This is a genomic window from Myxococcales bacterium (assembly GCA_016720545.1).
Lineage (GTDB): Bacteria > Myxococcota_A > Polyangia > Polyangiales > Polyangiaceae > JAAFHV01.
This window is the reverse complement of sequence record JADKKK010000003.1, coordinates 598,860-617,599: the sequence shown is the minus strand read 5'-3', so window position 1 is coordinate 617,599 and position 18,740 is coordinate 598,860. Positions and strand designations below refer to the sequence as shown.

The following is an 18,740-nucleotide window of genomic DNA, read 5'->3' as shown; positions in this document are numbered from 1 at the left end:
GTCACGACTTTCAGGTGATCCGCTCGGTCGACGGGCTCTCCCCGCGCGGCGCTCGCGCCACGCTCTCCGGCACCTCCGACGTCGGCTGGCCGACCGAGGCGTGGGAGACCGACCCCGCGGCCGTCGACGGCGCCCTCCAGCTCGCCATCCTGTGCGGCCTCGGCTCGCTCGGCCAGACCCTGCCGCTCCGCATCGGCAAGCTCGGGTACGCGGGCCACGCCGCCGCCGGCCCCATCCAGTGCGCGCTGCTCGTGCGCAGCCAGACCCCCGAGCGGGTGGTGTGTGACATCACGCTCGCCGGCAGCGACGGCGCCCGCATCGCCGATCTCGTCGACGTCGAGATGTACGCGGTGCCGAGCGGCACCACGGCCAACGCGACCGCGTAGGTCCTCGCCTCGCCCCCCCTCGACCACGTCCACGCGCGTGCCCTGGAGGCGCGCGCGCCCCTGGAGCCCCCGTTGAAGTTTCCCCCGATCGCGATCGTCGGCCAAGGCTGCGTCCTCCCCTCTGCGCTCACGCCCGAGGCCCTCTGGGCCCTCGTGCGTGAGGGCCGCTCGGCGATAGGGCCTGCCGCGGCTGGCCTCTGGGGCCTCGACGCGGGCGCGAGCCGTCAGCAGCTGGCGCGCGAGATCTCGAGCGACGTCGGAGGCCACGTGACCGGCTTCGACGCGGTGTTCGACCCCGAGGGCTTCGCGGTCGACGCGGCGAGCCTGCGAGGGCTCGACCCCGTGTTCTCGTGGACGATCCACGCCGCGCGCGAGGCGCTCCGGAGCGCGGGCCTCTCTCCCCTCGAGCCCCGGCCTCGCGGCGCGCTCGTGCTCGGAAACCTGAGCTACCCCACCCCGGGCCTGGTCGATCTCGCGCTCGAGGTCTGGTCGGGCGAGGGGCGCGGCGCCGATCCGCGAAACCGCTTCATGTCGGGGCTGCCCGCGGAGCTCGCCGCCGCGGCGGTGGGCTTCGGGGGCGAAGCCTTCGCCCTGGACGCCGCGTGTGCGTCGTCGCTCTACGCGCTGAAGCTCGCGTGCCTCGCGCTCCATGACGGGCGCGCCGATCTCGCGCTCGCCGGGGGCGTGAACCACGCAGACGATCTGTTCCTTCACGGCGGCTTCTCGGCGCTGCGCGCGCTGAGCCCTACAGGACAGAGCAGACCTTTTCATCGTGAGGCCGACGGCCTCGTGCCCGCGCAGGGGGCCGCCCTTCTCCTCCTCGAGCGCCTCGACGACGCGGTCGCCAACGGGCGCCGCATCCTCGGCGTCATTCGGGGCGTGGGCCTCTCGAACGACGGCCGGAGCCGCGGCCTCATGGTCCCCTCCGAGGAAGGCCAGATCCGCGCCCTCCGCGCCGCGTACGCGGAGAGCGGCCTCTCGCCCAGCGACATCTCGCTCGTCGAGTGTCACGCCACCGGGACCGGCGTGGGCGACGGCGCGGAGATCCGCAGCATGCGCGCGGTGTTCGAGGGCGCGCGAGGAGTGCCGATCGGCTCGCTCAAGTCGAACGTCGGGCACCTCATCACGGCTTCGGGGGCGGCGGCCGTCATCAAGGTGCTCGCCGCGATGCGCGAGCAGGTTCGCCCGCCCACGCGCCACGCGGACGCCCCGCTCGACGAGCTCGCCGATGGCGCGTTCCGCCTGCTCCGCGAGGAGGAGCCCTGGGGGTCGCCCGCAGGCACGCCGCGACGGGCCGCCATCAGCAACTTCGGCTTCGGCGGCAACAACGCCCACCTCCTCCTCGAGGAGTGGCTGCCCGGCGCGACCTCGGGCGGCGCGGGCGCGCGCTCTGACGTCGAGATCGCGGTCGTCGCGCGCGCCGTGCGCGCGGGCTCGGCGACCGAAGAGCTTCGCGAGGGGCTCCTCACCACCGCCGCGTCGAGCGGCGCCACGGCGAGGGCCGCGACCATCGAGCTCGACGCGGGCGGGCTGCGCTTTCCCCCCAACGACCTGCGCGCGTCGCTCCCACAACAGACCTGGCTGCTCGCGATGGCCAAGAGCCCGGCCATGGCCGACGCCCTCGCGCGGCTGCCGAAGGAGCGTACCTCCGTCCTCATTGGCATGCAGACCGACGCGGAGGTCGCGCGGCACGCCGTGCGCTGGCGCGGCGAGCGACGTTGGGTCGACGCGCTCCCGACCGCGCTCGCGCGGGACGGCCTCACCGGGGCCTCCGTCATCGGCTGCATGCCCAACATCGTCGCGAATCGATTGAGCCACCAGCTCGACGTGCGCGGGCCGAGCTACACCGTCTCGTCCGAGGAGCGCTCCGGGCTCACCGCGCTCGCCATCGGCGCGCGGGCGCTCCGCGCTGGCGAGATCGACGCCGCGGTCGTGGGCGCGGTCGACCTCGCGTGCGAGCCGGTGGCTGAGCGCGCCGCCCGCGAGGTGCTGCCAGCGAGCCACCGCGAGCCGGGCGACGCCGCCGTGCTGCTCGTGTGCAAGCGCCACGCGGACGCCGTGCGCGACGGCGATCCGGTGCTCGCGCTGCTCACCGACGATCTCTTCGACGGGGCCGAGCCCACGCTGGATCTGGCGCTCACGCCCGACTCCGAGGGGCTCACGCCGCGCTTCGGGCACGCGCACGCCGCCTCGGGGCTGCTGCACGTCGCCGCCGCGATCGAGGCGTGCGCGCGGCGCGCGCTCCCGTCGGCCGTAGGCCCCATGCCGTGGCTCCCCACCGCGGGCACGCGCCGCGCGCGTGTGCGGGTCGCGTCGATCGCGGGCGACAGCACCACCTACGTCGAGGCGCCCCCTACCCCTCCGACAGATCCGATCTTTTTGACGCCCGCGCCGGAGCTGGGGCTCTTCGGCGCCGTGGACGTCGCGGCGCTGATCGCCTCCGTCGAGAGCGGGCGCACGCTCTCCGCGGCCGAGGCGTCTGCGCTGCCCGCGTCTGCGCTGCGCCTCGCCGTCGTCGCCGAGGATCCTCGCGAGTACGCCGAGCGCCTCGCGCGCGCGGCGGCCCTGCTCCGCGCGCTCCCGCCCGCGGCCCTCGCGTCGGACGCGACCGCCGCGCTCGACGAGGGCGTGCATTTCGGCCGCGGTCCGCTCGAGGGCGAGCTCGCGTTCGTGTTCACCGGCGCGGCGGGCGCCTACCCGCACATGGGCCGCGATCTCGCCCTCGCGTTCCCGGAGCTGGTCGACAGCTTCGGGGCCCGCGCCGCCTCGGTGCGCGACGCGGCGGGCTGGGTGTACGACGACGTCCCGGATCGGCAGACGACGCCCCTCGAGAAGCTCTGGGGCGCCTCGTACCTCGGTCAGCTCCACACGGAGCTCACGCGCGGCACCTTCGGTCTCGAGCCTACCGCGGCCATCGGCTACTGCTCCGGCGAGACCAACTCGCTCTTCGCCCTGGGCGCGTGGACCGATCTGGACGGCTTCCGGTCCGACGTCGCCGAGACGCGCGTCTACGACCGCTGGCTCTGCGGCGAGCTCGCCTGCCTGCGCCCCGCCTGGAACCTCGACGCCGACGCCACGCCCGAGTGGGCCACCTGGCGGGTGCGCGCCCCGATCGGCGACGTTCGCGCCGCCCTCGAGGGCGAGACCCGCGCCCACCTCGTGATCATCAACTCGCCCACCGACATGGTGTTCTCGGGCGAGCCGGAGGCCTGCGCGCGCGTCGGCGCCAAGCTAGGCCGCCGCGCGGTGCGGACCCCCGGCTACGACTTCGTGATGCACTGCCCGGAGGCGCGCGAGTTCGAGTCAAGGTGGCGCGCGCTCCACACGCGCCCCACCATCTCGATGCCGTGGATGCGCTTCTACACGCACGCGAGCCTCTCCAGCTACGTGGCCACGACCGAGACCGCCGCCGACGCGCTCACGGGCCAGGCGATGAACCTCGTCGACTTTCCGGCGCTCGTGGAGCGCGCCTGGGCCGACGGCGTTCGGGTGTTCATCGAGCACGGACCCCATGCAGGATGCACCAAATGGATCGACGAGGTGCTGGGCGAGAGGCCGCACGTCGCGATCGCGCTCGATCGCTACGGGCGCTCCTCGCTCCTCCAGGCGGCCGAGGCCGCGGCCCGTTTGTTCGCCGCGGGCGCGCCCGTGGCGCTCGAGTCGATCCTCGCGCGCCTCGCGCGAGGTCGTGAGGCGCCGCCGGCCCGCTCGGCCCCGACGCTGCTCCTCTCGCTCCCCGCCCACCCCGACGCCGTGCCGCGCACGCCCCCACGAATGACGCAAGAGCTCCCCATGATGGCCGCGGTCTCTACTCCCTCGACTCCCGCGAACGGGCACGCCCACCAGCCCGCGCCGCTCGCGCCCTCTCACGACGAGGGCGAATACATGGCGCCGCCGCCGATGCTCGCTTCCGTAGGGACGGCGACGCGACCTGCCCCGCCTTCGACCCCGGCGCCCCGACCGACCGCTCCCGCGCCGCGGCCCGCGAGCCCGGTCGCGCGGTCCGCGGTGGCGCAAGCGCCGCACCTCGCGCCGCCGCACCCGTCGCCTCACGCCTCGCCGCCGCCGCTCGGCGCGCTCACCGCGCACCACGCGCGGCTGGCCGAGCTCCACACGGCCTTCATGCGTCAGCAGATCGAGCTGCAAGCGCGCTTCGTCGACGTCACGCTCGCCCCGCTTGGCCGCTGGGCGCGCGGCGGCGCGGACGCCTCGCCCCACGCCGACGACGCGCGGCACGAAGCGCTGGTCGCTCCGGCGCCAGGCGCGCGGCCTACGCCTGTCGCGCCCGTCCCGGCACCGACACCGGCGGCCGTCGAGGCGCCGCGCGCCGCGCCCGTGCTCGCGAGGTCGGCGGCGCCCGCGCCGTCCCCCGCGAAGAGCGAGAGCCCGCTCGCCAAGGCCCCGCCCACCCAGGCCCTCGCGGCGCCCGCCAAGGCCCCCGAGGCGAAGGTGGCTCCGCGCGCGGCCACGCCAAGGCCTCGCACGCCCACCGGGCCGACCTTCGATCGTGCGGGCCTCGAGATCCACGCCAGCGGCGAAATATCGAAAATATTCGGGGACTTGTTCCGCCAGCAGGACGGCTACGCGCGCCAGGTGCGCATGCCCGAGCCGCCGCTGCTGCTCGCCGATCGCGTGCTCGGGATCGAGGGCACACCGGGCACGCTCGGCCTCGGCACCATCTGGACCGAGACCGACGTCACGCCGGGCGCGTGGTACCTCCACGAGGGTCGCATGCCCGCGGGCCTGCTGGTCGAGTCGGGCCAGGCCGACCTCATGCTCATCTCGTGGCTCGGGGCCGACTTCCTGAACCGCGGCGAGCGGGTGTATCGCCTGCTCGGCTGCGAGCTGAAGAGCCACGGCCCGCTGCCCACGCTCGGCGATACGCTCCACTACGAGATCCTCGTCGACGGGCACGCCGAGCAGAACGGCATCCGGCTCTTCTTCTTCCACTACAACTGCTGGGTGAACGGCGAGCTTCGCATGAGCGTGCGGAGCGGTCAGGCGGGGTTCTTCACCGACGAAGAGCTCGCCGGCTCGGCGGGCGTGCTCTGGTCGCCCGAGGCCGCGACGCCGGTCGCGAACCCTCGGCTCGATCCGCCGCGCGCGCTGTCGTCGCGAAGGGCCTTCAGCCGCGACCAGATCACCGCGTTCGTCGAGGGCCGCCTCGGGGAGTGCTTCGGGCCCGAGCTCGATCACGCCGACTCGCACACGCGCACGCCCACCATCGCTGGCGGCAAGATGCGTCTGCTGGACGAGGTCACGGCCTTCGAGCCGAACGGTGGCCCGTGGGGCCGCGGCTACCTCCGCGCGGTGCTGTCGCTCACCCCCGAGCACTGGTTCTTCGACGGCCACTTCAAGAATGACCCCTGCATGCCCGGCACGCTCATGCTCGAGGGCGGCCTTCAGGCCATGCAGATCTTGATGACCGCGCTGGGCCACACCCTCGATCACGACGGCTCGCGCTTCGAGCCGGTCCCCGAGGAGAACTACAGCCTGCGCTGCCGGGGACAGGCGGTGCCCACGTCGAAGGAGGTCGTCTACGAGATCTTCGTCGAGGAGGTCGTGGGAGGCCTCACGCCCACGCTCTACGCCGACATCCTCGGCACCGTCGACGGACGCAAGGCGTTCCACTGCAAGCGCATGGCGCTCCGCCTCGTGCCGGCGTGGCCGCTCGATGCGGGTCGCCTCGACGTGCCGGCGCTGCGCGAGGCCGCGCGCGACCCGCGCCCGGTCGCCGTGGTCGACGGCTTCCGCTTCGACTACGCGTCGCTGCTCGCGTGCGCGTGGGGCGTCCCGTCGTCGGCGTTCGGGCCGATGTACGCGCGCTTCGACGGCACCCGCCGCGTCGCGCGGCTGCCCGGGCCGCCGTACCACTTCATGTCGCGCGTCACGAGCGTCACCGGGCGCATCGGCGGCATGGAGGTCGGGAGCGTCGCGGTGATCGACTACGACGTGCCCGCGGACGAGTGGTACTTCACGCAGAACAACGCGCGGGCCATGCCGTTCCCCGTCATGCTCGAGACCGCGCTCCAGCCCTGCGGGTGGCTCGCCTCGTACACCGGCGGCGCCCTCGACTCGGAGGACAACCTCTACTTCCGGAACCTCGACGGGACCGGCACGCAGCACGTGGAGATCACCCCCGACGTGGGCACGCTCACCGTGACCACGAAGCTCACGTCGATCTCCAAGGCCGACGCGATCGTCATCATGGGCTTCGACGTCGTGATGACCGCAGGTGAGCGTGTAATCTACACGCTAAAGACGGTCTTCGGGTTCTTCCCCGGCGACACCATGAAGGACCAAGCCGGCCTCCCCATGACGCCGGCGCACCGGGCCCGCCTGGTCGACGCGAGCGACCATCGCGTCGAGCTCGGCGACTGTCCTGCGCGCTACTTCGGCGGCTCGCTGCGGCTCCCCGAGGAGCGCCTGGTCATGATCGACCGGCTCACGGGTCTCTGGCGCGAGGGCGAGCTCGCGGGCAAGGCGGGCCTCGGCCGTCTGCGGGCGGAGAAGGACGTCGCCGCGCGCCAGTGGTTCTTCAAGGCCCACTTCTACCAAGACCCGGTACAGCCGGGCTCGCTCGGCATCGAGGCGCTCCTCCAGGCGCTCCAAGCGCTCGTCATCGAGCTCGACCTCGGCCGCGGGCTCGCGGCGCCGCGCTTCGAGACGCAGGCCGCGGGCGTGACCATGTCGTGGAAGTACCGCGGCCAGGTCATCCCGTCGAACCACGTCGTGGTCGTCGACGTGGAGCTCACCGAGGTCCGCGACGAAGTGTGCGACGGAGTCCCCGCGCGCGTCGTGGTGGCGGAGGGGTCGCTCTGGGTCGACGGCAAGCGCATCTACGAGGCCAAGGGCCTCGCCGTGCGGCTCGTCGCGACCGACCCGACCACACCCGCGGCCTGAGCGTGCGCGCGCTCGAGCTGCCGGCCCACCTGTTCCCCGCCGACGTGGCAGCGCGCGCCGTGCGCGTGGACCTCGCGACCGACGCGGTGATCGCCACCGTGGCCGAGCTCGACGGCATTCCGCTCCCCGCGTCGCTCGCGGGGGCGGTGCCGAAGCGGCGGCTCGAGTATCTCGCGGGGCGCTACTGCGCGCGGGCCGCCCTCCGCGACTGCGCGCACGCCCTCGCGGAGGAGCCCCTAGGCCAGGGCCCGAACCGCGAGCCGCTCTGGCCCGCCGGCGCCGCGGGGAGCATCGCGCACACCACGGGCGTGGTCGTGGCGGCGGCGAGCGGCAGCGGGCTCGTGGGCGCGGTCGGCGTCGACGTCGAGCGGTGGATGAACGACGACGCCCCGCGCCGCATCGGCGCCCACATCACCACCGACGGCGAGCTCCCCGAGCTCTGCGAGCGGACCGGCTGGTCGAGCGGGCGCGCCCTCACCCTGGTGTTCTCCGCGAAGGAGACCCTCTACAAGTGCCTCTATCCCGAGGTCCGTCGCTACTTTGGCTTTCAGGACGCGCGCGTCGTGTCGATCGACGCCGAGCGCGGCGCGTTCGAGATCGCGCTCACCGTCGCGCTCGAGCACCTGCCCGCTGGGCTCACGCTCGCCGGGCGCTTCGAGCCCCTCGACGACGTCGTGCTCACCTCGCTGGTCCGCGACTCGCGCGGTTCCGCGCGGGGGCGGCCAGCTTCAGGGTAACATGACCTCGTGTTTAGCCACGCGGACCTGGCCGAGGGGACGCTCTTCGCCGCCGAGTTCCGCGTCGTCCGGAGGCTCGCGTCCGGCGGGATGGGGGCGGTCTATCTGGCCGAGCAGCTCTCCACGGGTCGCCCGCGCGCGCTCAAGCTCATGCACTTTGGAATGGCTTCGAGCCCCGAGCTTCGGGAGAAGTTCGCGCTCGAGGCGAGGGTCGGCGCGCGCATCGCGAGCGAGCACGTCGTGGAGGTGGTGGGCGCGGGCGTCGACGCCGCCACGGGAACCCCGTGGCTCGCGATGGAGCTGCTCGTCGGCGACGATCTCTCCGCCACCGTGCGAAGCCACGGCCCGTTCACGTTGGCCGAGTCGGCCGCCATCCTCGGCCAGGTGTGCCACGCGCTCGGCGCGGCGCACGCCGCCGGGATCGTGCACCGCGACCTGAAGCCCGCGAACGTGTTCCTCGCGCACTCGAAGCGCGCGCAGGAGGCGTATACGGTCAAGGTTCTTGACTTTGGCATCGCCAAGCTCCTGGAGGAGGCGCGCGCGAACACCGGCGCCATCGGCTCTCCCCTCTGGATGGCCCCGGAGCAGACCGAGCGGAGCGCCGACATCAGCCCCGCGACCGACGTGTGGGCCCTGGGGCTCCTCGCGTTCCACATGCTCACCGGCCACGAGTTCTGGCTCGCGGCGCGCGGCGACGGGGGCGCAGGCGAGGGTGGCCGCGTGCGGGGCTTCTTTCGCGAGCTCGTGCTCGAGCCCATCCCCCCGGCCAGCCAGCGAGCCCGCGAGCTCGGGGCCCCCACGACGCTCCCGGGCTCGTTCGATACCTGGTTCGCCCGCGCCGTGGCGCGCGAGCCGCGCGATCGCTACGGCGACGCCACCGAGGCCTACGCGGCGCTCTGCGCCCTGTGCGGGTTCGCGCCGCCCGCCACCTCCGTCCCGCCCCGGCGCCCCTCGCTGCCCGACAGCCGCCCGCGGACCGATCCGAACGGGATCGTCACACCCCTCTCGGCCACCGCGAACGCGCGCCTCGGCGACGCCGCCACCGTGGCCACGGGGGCGCCCGCTGCGCCACTCCGTGCGTCGCTCGCCGTGACCCCGAGCGACGCTGTCGCCGACTCCGACGAGCCCGCGGCCGAGCCCGCGCCGCTCCCGGTCAGCGGGCCCTCGCCTCGGGTCTTGGCCGCCGGCGCCCTCGTGCTCGCCGCCCTCGGCGGGGTCGCGGTGCTCCTCCGCCCCCGCGGCCCCGCCGGCGAGCCGGAGGACGCCGCGGTCACGCCGGGCGCGCTGCCGTACTGCCCCAAGGGCATGGTGCGCGTCGCGGCCACCGTCGGGTTCGTCGGCGCGGATGGAGGCCCGCGCGAAGAGCAGCCGGCGCACACCGAGCAGGTAAATGCGTTCTGCATGGATATGACCGAGGTCACCGTCGCGGAGTACGCCGAGTGCGTGAAGCGCGGGGGCTGCCGCGCCGGCCACAAGGACGCCGCGTGGCCCACCGCTACCAAAGAGGAGCGCGTGGCGTGGAGCCGCTTCTGCAACGAGGGACGCGACGGCACCGCGGAGCACCCGATGAACTGCGTCTCGTTCGACGACGCGGCGGCGTATTGCCGCTGGGCGAACAAGGCGCTCCCGACCGAGGCCCAGTGGGAGATCGTCGCCCGAGGCCCCGAGGCGCGGCCGTTCCCGTGGGGCCACGACGCCCCCACTCCGCTCCGCGTGAACGCTTGCGACAAGGGTTGCGGGATCCCCTCGCGGCGGAGCGTCGACACGGTGGCCGCTCTGGTCGATGGGGACGATCGCTGGGAGGGCACCTCCCCCGTCGGCGCGTTCCCCGCCGGGGTGAGCCCGTTCGGCGCGTTCGACATGGCCGGCAACGTCGCCGAGTGGGTCGACGCGCCCTTCTGTCCGTACGGCGAGACCGCCTGCGGGACCGTGGCCCGGGTCGTGCGAGGTGGCTCGTGGAGCAGCGTCACGCCGGCGTCCCTCCGCGCGACGGCGCGCGCGAAGGCCGCCCCCGACAACCGTCAGCCCGACGTCGGGTTTCGCTGCGCCAAGTAGCCGACTGGTCACGCGCTCGCGCGAGGTAGGCAAGAGACTCACACACGCGAGCGCCGCGATCGTAGCGCTCGCGGCCGGTGCGCGCGGCGTTGGCAGATGGTAGAACCGCCGCTTGGCTTGCGCACGATCCGGCGCTGTCGCCGCGTGCGCCCACGAGACTGGGAGGGCGCGTCATGTCGAAGGCTGCGATCGTGTTCGGGCTCGCGCTGAGCTGCGCGCTGGCTGGCTCAGGGTGTGCGGGGGAGAGGCCGCCCATCGATCAGGTGCAGAGCGGGGTGCTCCCGAAGGAGTTCTTCGTGGGCAAAGACCTCGCGAGCGTCGACGACGATCCCGAGTTCTACTTCCGCACGACGGTCGTGGACGTCGCCCCCGGGGCGGGCTCCGAGTCGCTCTTCACCGCCTCCGACGCGCAGCCCACCGTGCGCATCCGCTGGGAGGTCACCCAGAACCTCCTCGTGGCGCGGCTCGCCTACGAGCTCGTCGACGCTACGGACGGCAAGGGCACAGTCGGCCCCGCCCGAAACGACGAGCCCCGCGTGGGACCGCCGCGTCGCACGAACGACGGCCAGATCGTGGCGAGCTTCGCCATCCTCAAGCACTTCAACATCGCCCGCAGCTACAACACCTCCACCGGCGAGGAGAACAACGTCGTCGTGGAGGACGACGTCGACCAGCGCTGGTACGAGCGCCAGTACATGCGCGTCGACTGGTCGAAGAACCTCGTCACCGACGCGTACGACCTCGACGGCCCCTCGCAAATCGGCCTCTACGGCGCGGTGAAGTGGGACCCCATCTCGTATTGGGTCGACGATCCGAAGAGCCCAGACGCTCCCGAGCTGCGCCTGAAAGACGGCTATTTCGACGTGACCGCGAAGGCCTTCGCCGCGCCCCAAGTCATCCACGACGAGGAGTGGGGCGACTTTCCGGCATGCTGGCTCGTGGGCGAGCTCCCGCAGACGAGCTGCAACCCCAGCGAGGTGAAGCTGCGGCTCGCGTTCAAGAAGGTCGTCGACACCGACTACGAGCCCGCCGACTACGACGGCAAGAAGATGGACATGTTCGGGTATTTCACGAACGACCGCTTCGGCTACGACCGCCGCTACGGCATCGTCGACGACCGCTGGAAGCGCTTCGCCTCGCGGTGGAACATCTGGCAGCGCTCGCACGACGACGCCGTCGCCTGCGGCACGACCGCCACCACGCCGGCCGGCGCCGACGTCCACCGCGACGTCGACGGCAACGGCACCGAGGACGAGTGCGAGAAGGTCGGGCGCGGCTCGCGCTGCGACGAGTTTCGGCACGCGTGCACGATCCCGCTCCGAGATCGCAAGGTGAAGACCACCGTGTGGCACACGAACCGCGGCTTCCCCGAGGACCTCTTCGAGGGCTCCAAGAAGGTCGTCGAGACCTGGAGCGACACCGTGCGCGCCGGCGTGTTGGCCGCGCGCCTCGTCGAGTGTCGTCGCACGAAGGAGGCGGGCTGCGAGGAGCGCCTCGGGTGGCCGGCCACCTGGTCGGACGACTTCACGCCACCCTTGGGCGAGGGCGAGCGTCAGGTGCCGCGCGTGTTCGTGCTGTGCCACAACCCGGTCGACCCATCGAAGGACGATCCGGCGTGCGGCACCGAGCCCATCAGCCCTCGAGTGGGCGACCTGCGCTTCAACCTCTTCTCCTTGGTCGACAGCCCACAGCGCCAGTCGCCGTGGGGCATCATGGTCGACGCCGAAGACCCGCTCACCGGCGAGAAGATCGCTGGCAGCGTGAACCAGTGGCGGTCCGTGCTCGACCGCGCCTCCGCCACGCTGACGGATCTCGTCGGCCTGCTGAACGGCGAGATCGCGCCGACCGCCTTCGTGAAGGGGCAGAACGTGGCCGACTGGGTGAAGCAGAACACCCGGGGCGCGCCCCTCCCGGGCGGGATGAGCGCGGCCGAGGTCGCGTCGCGCCACGAGGCGTTCGACCCGAAGGTCATGGCGCCGTTCGTCACGGGGAAGCCAGGAGCGTCGCGTCTGCTGCCGCCCACGCTGCGCCGCAAGAACCGCATGCGAGAGCTCAGCCAGTCGGGGCGGATGGGCGCCGGCGACGCGGTGATCGCCGACAGGCTCGCGAAGCTGCGCGGCTCCTCGCTGGAGGCGCAGATCGTGACCCCCGAGATGGCGCAGCTCGCTGGGCAAGACCCGCGGCTCCCGGTCACGAAGGAGCTCGCGGCCAAGGCCTCACCGCTCCGCGCGCTGGGCACGCCGGCCTTCCGGCGGGCCTACGAGGCGCGCAAGCGCGTGGGTCGCGCCCACAGGCACTCGTGTCGGCGCGAGGGGCCCGAGGCGGACAACCTGGTCGGCCTCGCCCGCGAGGCCCAGCGGCTGTTCGGGACCATCGACCCCGCGGATCCCGAGGCCGCCCGCACGAAGCGCGACAAGGTGTTCGCCTGGGCGCGCCAGAAGTTCTCGGACAGCGTGTTCTCCCACGAGTTCGGGCACGCGGTGGGCTTGCGGCACAACTTCGCGGGCACCTTCGACTCGCTCAACTACGGCAGCGAGTACTGGCAGCTCCGCACGAACAACGGCACCGTGAAGAAGACCTGCGCAGATGGGAACACCGACGGCGAGGAGTGCATCGGCCCCCGCTGGAAGGACCCGCTCACGCAGCGCGAGACCGACGGGCTCATCAACGCGTCGGCCAGCAGCAGCGTGATGGACTACCCCGGTGACCACGTCCAAGACTTCTTCATCATTGGCAAGTACGACCGCGCGGCGGTGCGCTTCGGGTACGGCGGCACGGTCGACGTGTGGAACGCGCCCTCGGTCACCGTCACCTCGAGCTCGCCGCTCGCGAAGCGCGACGCCTACCGCCGGACCGCCTTCGCGACCTCACCCGGTCTCTTCGGCGTGATCTCCTTCCCGGAGCCGAACAACGCCAACTATCGCTATATCCACTACAGCGAGTACGCGAAGGAGTTCGGCCTCCTCGGTGAGTGCACGCCCAGCCCGACCGCGCCGCTCGGGGCCACGTGTACGGGCGCGCCGCTCGACGTCGTCGACTATCGCGACATGAGCGACTTCGTGACCGACCCCGACTACCCCGACTTCACGCGGGTCGAGCGAGTGACCGATCCGACCGGGCGGGTGCGGCGCGGGTACATGTTCTCGTCCGACGAGTACTCCGACTCGGGCAACGTCCCGTCGTTCTCCTACGACTCCGGCGCCGACGCCTACGAGCAGGTGCGCTTCCTCGAGCAGGGCTACGAGAACCGGTACATCCTCGACGCCTTCCGTCGAAACCGCGTCACGTTCAACTCGTGGGACGTGGTGGCGCGCACGCAGTCGCACTACCTGGACGCCATCCAGAACATCGCGAAGACCTTCGGCTTCGCGATGGTGCTCGAGACCCCCGACCCGACGGCCCCCGACAAGAGCCTCCTCGCCGACGGAAACTACGGACCGCTCTCGCTCGCGTCGACCCTGGCGTTCGATCTCTTCACGCGCTCGCTCATGCGACCGGAGCCGGGCTCGTACTGCTCGACGGGCGCGGATGACTGCTACGCGATCGCGCCCTACGGTGTCCGGAAGGACATCTTCATGGCGGACTCGGCGCCCACGAAGGACACGAAATACCCGTTCGCGCTGCCCCTCGGACAGGGGCGCTACATCCACAACGACTTTGACTACGGGCAGGGTTATTGGTGGTCCGACTACCAGACCCAAGTGGGGTCCTTCTACGACAAGACCTGGGCGCTCTATTACCTGTCGGAGGCGTTCGATACCTTCATCTCGAACTCCAAAGAAGACTTCGTCGATGGCCGCTACAAGAACGTGAACTTCGCGACGCTGTACCCCACGCAGGTGCAGCGCCTCATGGGGGCGGTGCTCACGGGAGACGTGGAGTCCATGGCGCCGTGGGTCGACGGCTCGAACGCTCTGGTCTACCCGCCGTGGCGGAACCTCGGCTCCTTGGGGACGCGCCCGGCCTCGGCCAGGGTCGTAGACCCCGCGTTCGGCTGGAGCCAGCAGCTCTACGCGATGGTGTGGGGCACGATGCTCTTCCCCACGAGCTGGTCGCAGGCCTTCCTCGACGACTCCCGGATCGTGTCCCGCGCGGGCGAGACCGTGACCTGGCCCGTCGGCGAGACCTACACCTTCATCAACCCGGCCACGGGGCTCACCTACCGCGCCCACACCACCGGCACCGAGCGGGATTTCGAGCTCGACCATCAGAAGAGCATCGGCGCCCGCATGTTGGAGTGGGCGAACCGCCTCGTCACGATCGCGTATCTCGTGGAGCGCGAGGCTAACGGGTCGGTGCGCATGAACGCCGACGGGACCCCCAAGCTGCTGCTCGCGGGCGGCAAGCCGCAGCTCGACCCCGAGAACCCCGGGGCCGACGCGACGCTGAAGCGCTACGTGACGAACATCGAGGTGATGCGTCAGCTCACGTCGACCTACGTGATGCCGCTCGAGTCGAGCCTGCCCGATCCTTGAACCAGGGCTTCAGCCCGCGGGCGGTGCCTGCAAGCTGGGACTTGCACCCATCGCCCGCGCCAGCGCTTCGAGGTCGAGGCGCTGGAGCACGCTCTTCTGGATAGGGCGCTTCGCGTCCCAGAACACCCGCGCGCTCAGGAAGTCGGCGGCGAGCGGCGAGCGGAGAGCGTCGGCGGCGCGCGTGGCCTCGGCCTCGTCGTCGAAGGGGAGGTAGTAGCACGTGTCGTCGAACATCACCGGGGCCGCACCCTCGCCGCGCGGCCCGAGCAGCGAGACCAGCAGGCGCTTGTGGAGCCCAGAGACGGCGACCTTCCACGGCGCGAACGCGTAGGGGCCGACGCCGAAGATCGCGAATGGCGGGCGTCCGCGGTAGATGGCGCTCCTGCGCGCGTCGAGGCGCGCGCGGTGCGACGTCAGATACGCCCAGGCGCGCGGCGCGGTCTCGCGCAGGCGGGTGGTGTCCTCGCCGAGCGCGCGCTGCGGCACGATCACCGCGCGGTCCGGGCCACTCCGCGCGAGATCGGCGCCCTTCAGCAGCGGGAACACCACGGAGGGCTCGAGCTCGACGACCTCGCCCAGGCCGTTGACCCAGCCGCTCCCGCCCCCCCCCGCCTCCCGCGTGAGCTCCATGACCGCGGCGCAGTCGTGCTTCAGGCCGGAGCGCCACTCGGTCGCCGACAGCCCCTCGAGGTGGAGCGTCTCGCGGAGTCTCCGCGTGTCGGGCACGAGGGCGCCGTCGCGGAGCCCGAGCCACGCCTCGGGCGCCGAGGCGTCGAGGGAGCCGCGCACGGGCCACTCGCCGGGGCGCGCGGGCTCACGCTCGCCACGCGCGAAATGGCAAACGAACCACACCGCGTCCACCGACGCTCGGAAGTGCCTCCGAGCGTCGAGACGCCAGAGCCCGCCAGGCCGCGCGCCGAAGCGCGCCTCCACGTCGCTCGCCAGCACGCGCCGGGCGACCTGGCTTTTGCAGAGTACAGCCAATGTCCCCTGGCGGCCGGCGAGCGCCTCGATGAGCCGCAGGAGCATCCACTCGGAGATGTCGAAGTCGCTCTGCCCCGTGAGCGCACCATAGCGCCCGAGCGATAGGCCACGAGTGCCCTTCACGGGCAGGTTTCCAGCGCCGAGCGCGCCCTGCACCGAGCTCGTCACCCATGGCGGGTTGCCTGTCACGAGGATGGGCTCCGGGAGGCGAGCGAGCGCCCGCCGCCAGTCGTGGGAGAAGAAGTTCGCCTGGCGCAGGCTCGCGGGGCCCGCAAAGGCCTTGAGCGCCTGCCTCGCGGCGCCGAGGTGCGCGGCGTCGAGGTCGTAGCCGAGCAGCGTCGCTTCGGGGAGGCGCTCGCGCGCCGCCACGAGGAAGGCGCCGCGCCCGCATGTCGGCTCGACGACCGACGCGGGGTGTGGCCGAGCGTCATCGATCGCGAGCGCCAGCGCGGCGCGCGCAAGCTCGAGCGGTGTCTGCCAGTCGCCGCGAGCTCGACGTGTCGGCGTCGATCCGCCGTCGGTGCTCCTCGTGGTCACGGCTGCGCCGCCGCCCCTTCGTTGCTCACTTTGAGGGTCATGGGAGGGGCTCTGCGCTCGGTGGTCGCCTCGCGGGCATGGTTCTCGGATCGCCGTCGCCGCGCTCGTGGCAGCGGCTGATTTGCTAGTCCCCTGGAGTCTTTTTTTCTCCCGGCCCGGGTCGCCCCTCCGGGGCCGGGGGGGGGGGGGGGGGCCCCCCCCCGGGGGCGGGGCCGCCCCCCCCCCCCCCCCCCCCCCCCCCCGGGGGGGGGGGGGCGCCCCCCCCGGGGGCGGGGGGGGGGGGGGGTGGCCCCCCCGGGCGCCCCCCCCCCGCCCCCGCACACCCCCCCCCCCCCCCCCCCGCGGCCCCCCCCCCCCCCCCCCGGGGGGGGGGCGGCGGCCCCCCCCCCCCCGGGGGGGACCCCCCCCCCCGGGGACTAGCATGACGCGATGCGCTTCGGACTCGTCGCGATCCTTTCGTTCTGCGTCGCGTGCACCTCGACCGCCCCGCCCACGCCGGGCGTCGAGGACGCCGCCCCGCCGCCGGCCCCCACCGCGAGCGTCCCGCCGACGGACGCGACGCCGCCAGCGGTGGACGCGAGCTCACCCGATGCCGCGGCCGACGCCGCGGCCGACGCGGGCCTGACGCTCACGGAGTACCCGCGACGAGGCTCCCCGATCGATGACGCCCGCGCGCCCCAAGGCCCGGGCCTGCTGCTCGGCGGAGGTGGCGCCGACGTCGACGCCGCGTTCGTGGCGGCTCACGATCTCGTCGTCGGGAGCGCCGGGCGCGGCGGCGACGTGGTGGTCCTCCGGGCGACGGGCGCCAACGCCTACGACGCCTACCTCGATGGCCTCGCGGCGTGGAGCTCGGTGCAGACGTTCGTCGTGCCGGCGCTCGCACCGCCCCGCGATCTCGCCTACGTGGCGGCCGCCGTCGACAAGGCGGAGCTCGTCTTCTTCGCGGGGGGCGATCAGGCCGACTACGTGGCGTGGAAGGGGAGCGCGCTCATGAAGGCCGTGCAGGGGGTCTACGATCGCGGAGGGGTGGTCGGCGGCACCAGCGCGGGCGCCGCCATTCTCGGCCCGAGCGTGAACGACGCGACGCTCGCGGGCACGGTGCCGATCACGTCGAAGACCCTCCTCGCGAACCCCTACGACCCAATTGTGCACTTTACACAGAACATGCTCGTCTTCCCGCCGCTCTCGCGGGCCATCACCGACAGCCACTTCACCGAGCGCGACCGAATGGGGCGGCTCGCCGGGTTCATGGCGCGGCAGGTCGCCGACGGCGTCATCACCGGCGCGCCCATCGGCGTCTATGGCGTCGCGGTGGACGAGGGCACGACGCTCTTCATCGACAAGCGCGGCGTTGGCCGGGCGCTGCGGCAGGGGGCCACGGGCTCTGCGTTCATCGTGCGAGGCGGCGTCCCCGATCGGGTGCTGGCGGGGCAGCCGCTCGTGTACCGCGACATGTCGGTGCTGCGCCTCGACGCGCCGACCGACACCTACGACTTCACCCGGCGCTGCGGCGTTGGGCGCGGCTACCCGCTCACCGCGGTCGGGCAAGGTGTGCCGCCGCACACGACGCCCGCTGATCCCTACCGAGCCGCCGGCGCGGCGGAGGCCTGCCCGTGAGCGTCCACCGCCCGCTCGTGTGGCCCGCGCACGCCGCCGCCGTCGCGCTCTTCGCGGTCGCGTGCTCCAAGCCGGCGCCGCTCCCGTCCGCGCCGACGCTCGACGGCGATCCCGCCCCGACCCCGACGGCCACGGAGACGGCCACAGCGACGGCCAGCGCTCCCGAGCCGCCGCCCGACGCGCGCGAGGCGGAGGCGCCGCCGCCCGACCTCTTGAGCCGCGAGCAGGTCACGGCCGCCGGGCGCTCGCGCACCTACGGGCTCCGACTCCCGAAGAACCACGATCCGAGGACGCCCACTCCGCTCGTCTTCGTCTTCCACGGCGACGGCGAGGACGGCTTCTCGCTCTATCGTTACTTCAAGTTCCAAGAGGCCAGCGGTGACGCAGCGATCTTGGTGTACCCGAGCGGCGAGGGCGCCACGTGGGACCTCTACACGCCCGCCGATCGCAACAAGGACATCGCCTTCGTGGAGGCCATCCTCACGCAGCTCGCGGGGCGTGTCGCCGTCGATCGCGCGCGCGTATTCGCGTCCGGGTGGAGCAACGGTGGCTTCTTCGTCAACCAGCTCGCGTGCCGCCGGAGCGCGCTGCTGCGTGGCGCCGCGTCGAGCTCCGGGGGCGCGCCCTACGAGCCCGAGTCGCCCAACGACAAGTGGCCCAACGGCTTCCAACACTGCCCGAACCAGGCGCCGGTCCCGTACCTCGCCATCCACGGCTTGGCGGACGGCACCGTCCAGCCCAGCGGCGGCGAGTTCAGCGCCGCGTATTGGGCCTACGTGAACGGCTGCGGGGGGACGCGCGCGGTCGCCTCGGCGCCGTGCGAGGCCTATTCGGGCTGCAAGCCCGGAAAGCCCACGATCTACTGCCCTATTCAGGGCATGGGACACCAGATATGGCCCCAGGCCGCGAAGGTGCAGTGGGACTTCTTCAAGGCGCTCTGAGCCGCGTGCGCTTCTAGAGCGCCGATCCGAATCAAGCGGATCGGCGCTTAGCAGCCTGTTGATTTACGGACCGAGGCTCGGCGTCGTCCGCGCCCGGCCCGCCAA

8 protein-coding genes are annotated in these 18,740 nt (G+C 72.7%); 7 read left to right on the top strand and 1 reads right to left on the bottom strand.

Translation table 11 applies throughout. The annotated features are described in order from the left end of the window. The 5 genes from IPQ09_09750 to IPQ09_09730 form a co-directional block, all read left to right on the top strand. A partial coding sequence (locus IPQ09_09750) for a polyketide synthase dehydratase domain-containing protein (protein ID MBL0194485.1) occupies nucleotides 1-386 on the top strand: 386 nt, incomplete at its 5' end. Nucleotides 387-458: 72 nt separating this feature from the next. Next, the gene (locus tag IPQ09_09745; protein ID MBL0194484.1) at nucleotides 459-7,289 is read left to right on the top strand and encodes a beta keto-acyl synthase; all 6,831 of its coding nucleotides are present in this window, start codon (nucleotides 459-461) and stop codon (nucleotides 7,287-7,289) included. Nucleotides 7,290-7,291: 2 nt separating this feature from the next. Further along, the gene (locus IPQ09_09740; GenBank protein ID MBL0194483.1) at nucleotides 7,292-8,026 is read left to right on the top strand and encodes a 4'-phosphopantetheinyl transferase superfamily protein; all 735 of its coding nucleotides are present in this window, start codon (nucleotides 7,292-7,294) and stop codon (nucleotides 8,024-8,026) included. A 9-nt stretch (nucleotides 8,027-8,035) separates the two neighbouring features. Beyond that, nucleotides 8,036-10,081: an SUMF1/EgtB/PvdO family nonheme iron enzyme gene (locus tag IPQ09_09735; protein ID MBL0194482.1), complete on the top strand. Its 2,046-nt coding sequence runs from the start codon at nucleotides 8,036-8,038 to the stop codon at nucleotides 10,079-10,081. A 173-nt stretch (nucleotides 10,082-10,254) separates the two neighbouring features. Beyond that, a complete protein-coding gene (locus IPQ09_09730; protein ID MBL0194481.1) occupies nucleotides 10,255-14,556 on the top strand; it encodes a hypothetical protein in 4,302 nt (1,433 codons plus the stop codon). Nucleotides 14,557-14,565: 9 nt separating this feature from the next. Here IPQ09_09730 and IPQ09_09725 read toward each other — a convergent pair whose 3' ends face one another. Continuing rightward, on the bottom strand, nucleotides 14,566-16,077 hold the full coding sequence (locus tag IPQ09_09725) for an SAM-dependent DNA methyltransferase (GenBank protein ID MBL0194480.1): 1,512 nt from the start codon (nucleotides 16,075-16,077) through the stop codon (nucleotides 14,566-14,568). Between the two features lie 429 nt (nucleotides 16,078-16,506). Between IPQ09_09725 and IPQ09_09720 the strand changes: the two genes are divergently transcribed. Together IPQ09_09720 and IPQ09_09715 are read left to right on the top strand one after the other, a co-directional pair. Further along, a complete protein-coding gene (locus tag IPQ09_09720) occupies nucleotides 16,507-17,694 on the top strand; it encodes a Type 1 glutamine amidotransferase-like domain-containing protein (protein ID MBL0194479.1) in 1,188 nt (395 codons plus the stop codon). Continuing rightward, the gene (locus tag IPQ09_09715; GenBank protein ID MBL0194478.1) at nucleotides 17,691-18,635 is read left to right on the top strand and encodes a hypothetical protein; all 945 of its coding nucleotides are present in this window, start codon (nucleotides 17,691-17,693) and stop codon (nucleotides 18,633-18,635) included. Before IPQ09_09720 ends, IPQ09_09715 begins: the two co-directional genes overlap by 4 nt. Nucleotides 18,636-18,740 lie beyond the last annotated feature (105 nt).

Excerpts from the sequence above, each read along its gene's own strand:
- IPQ09_09730 (MBL0194481.1), top strand. The coding sequence starts at position 10,255 with ATGTCGAAGGCTGCGATCGTGTTCGGGCTCGCGCTGAGCTGCGCGCTG.
- IPQ09_09720 (MBL0194479.1), top strand. The coding sequence starts at position 16,507 with ATGCGCTTCGGACTCGTCGCGATCCTTTCGTTCTGCGTCGCGTGCACC.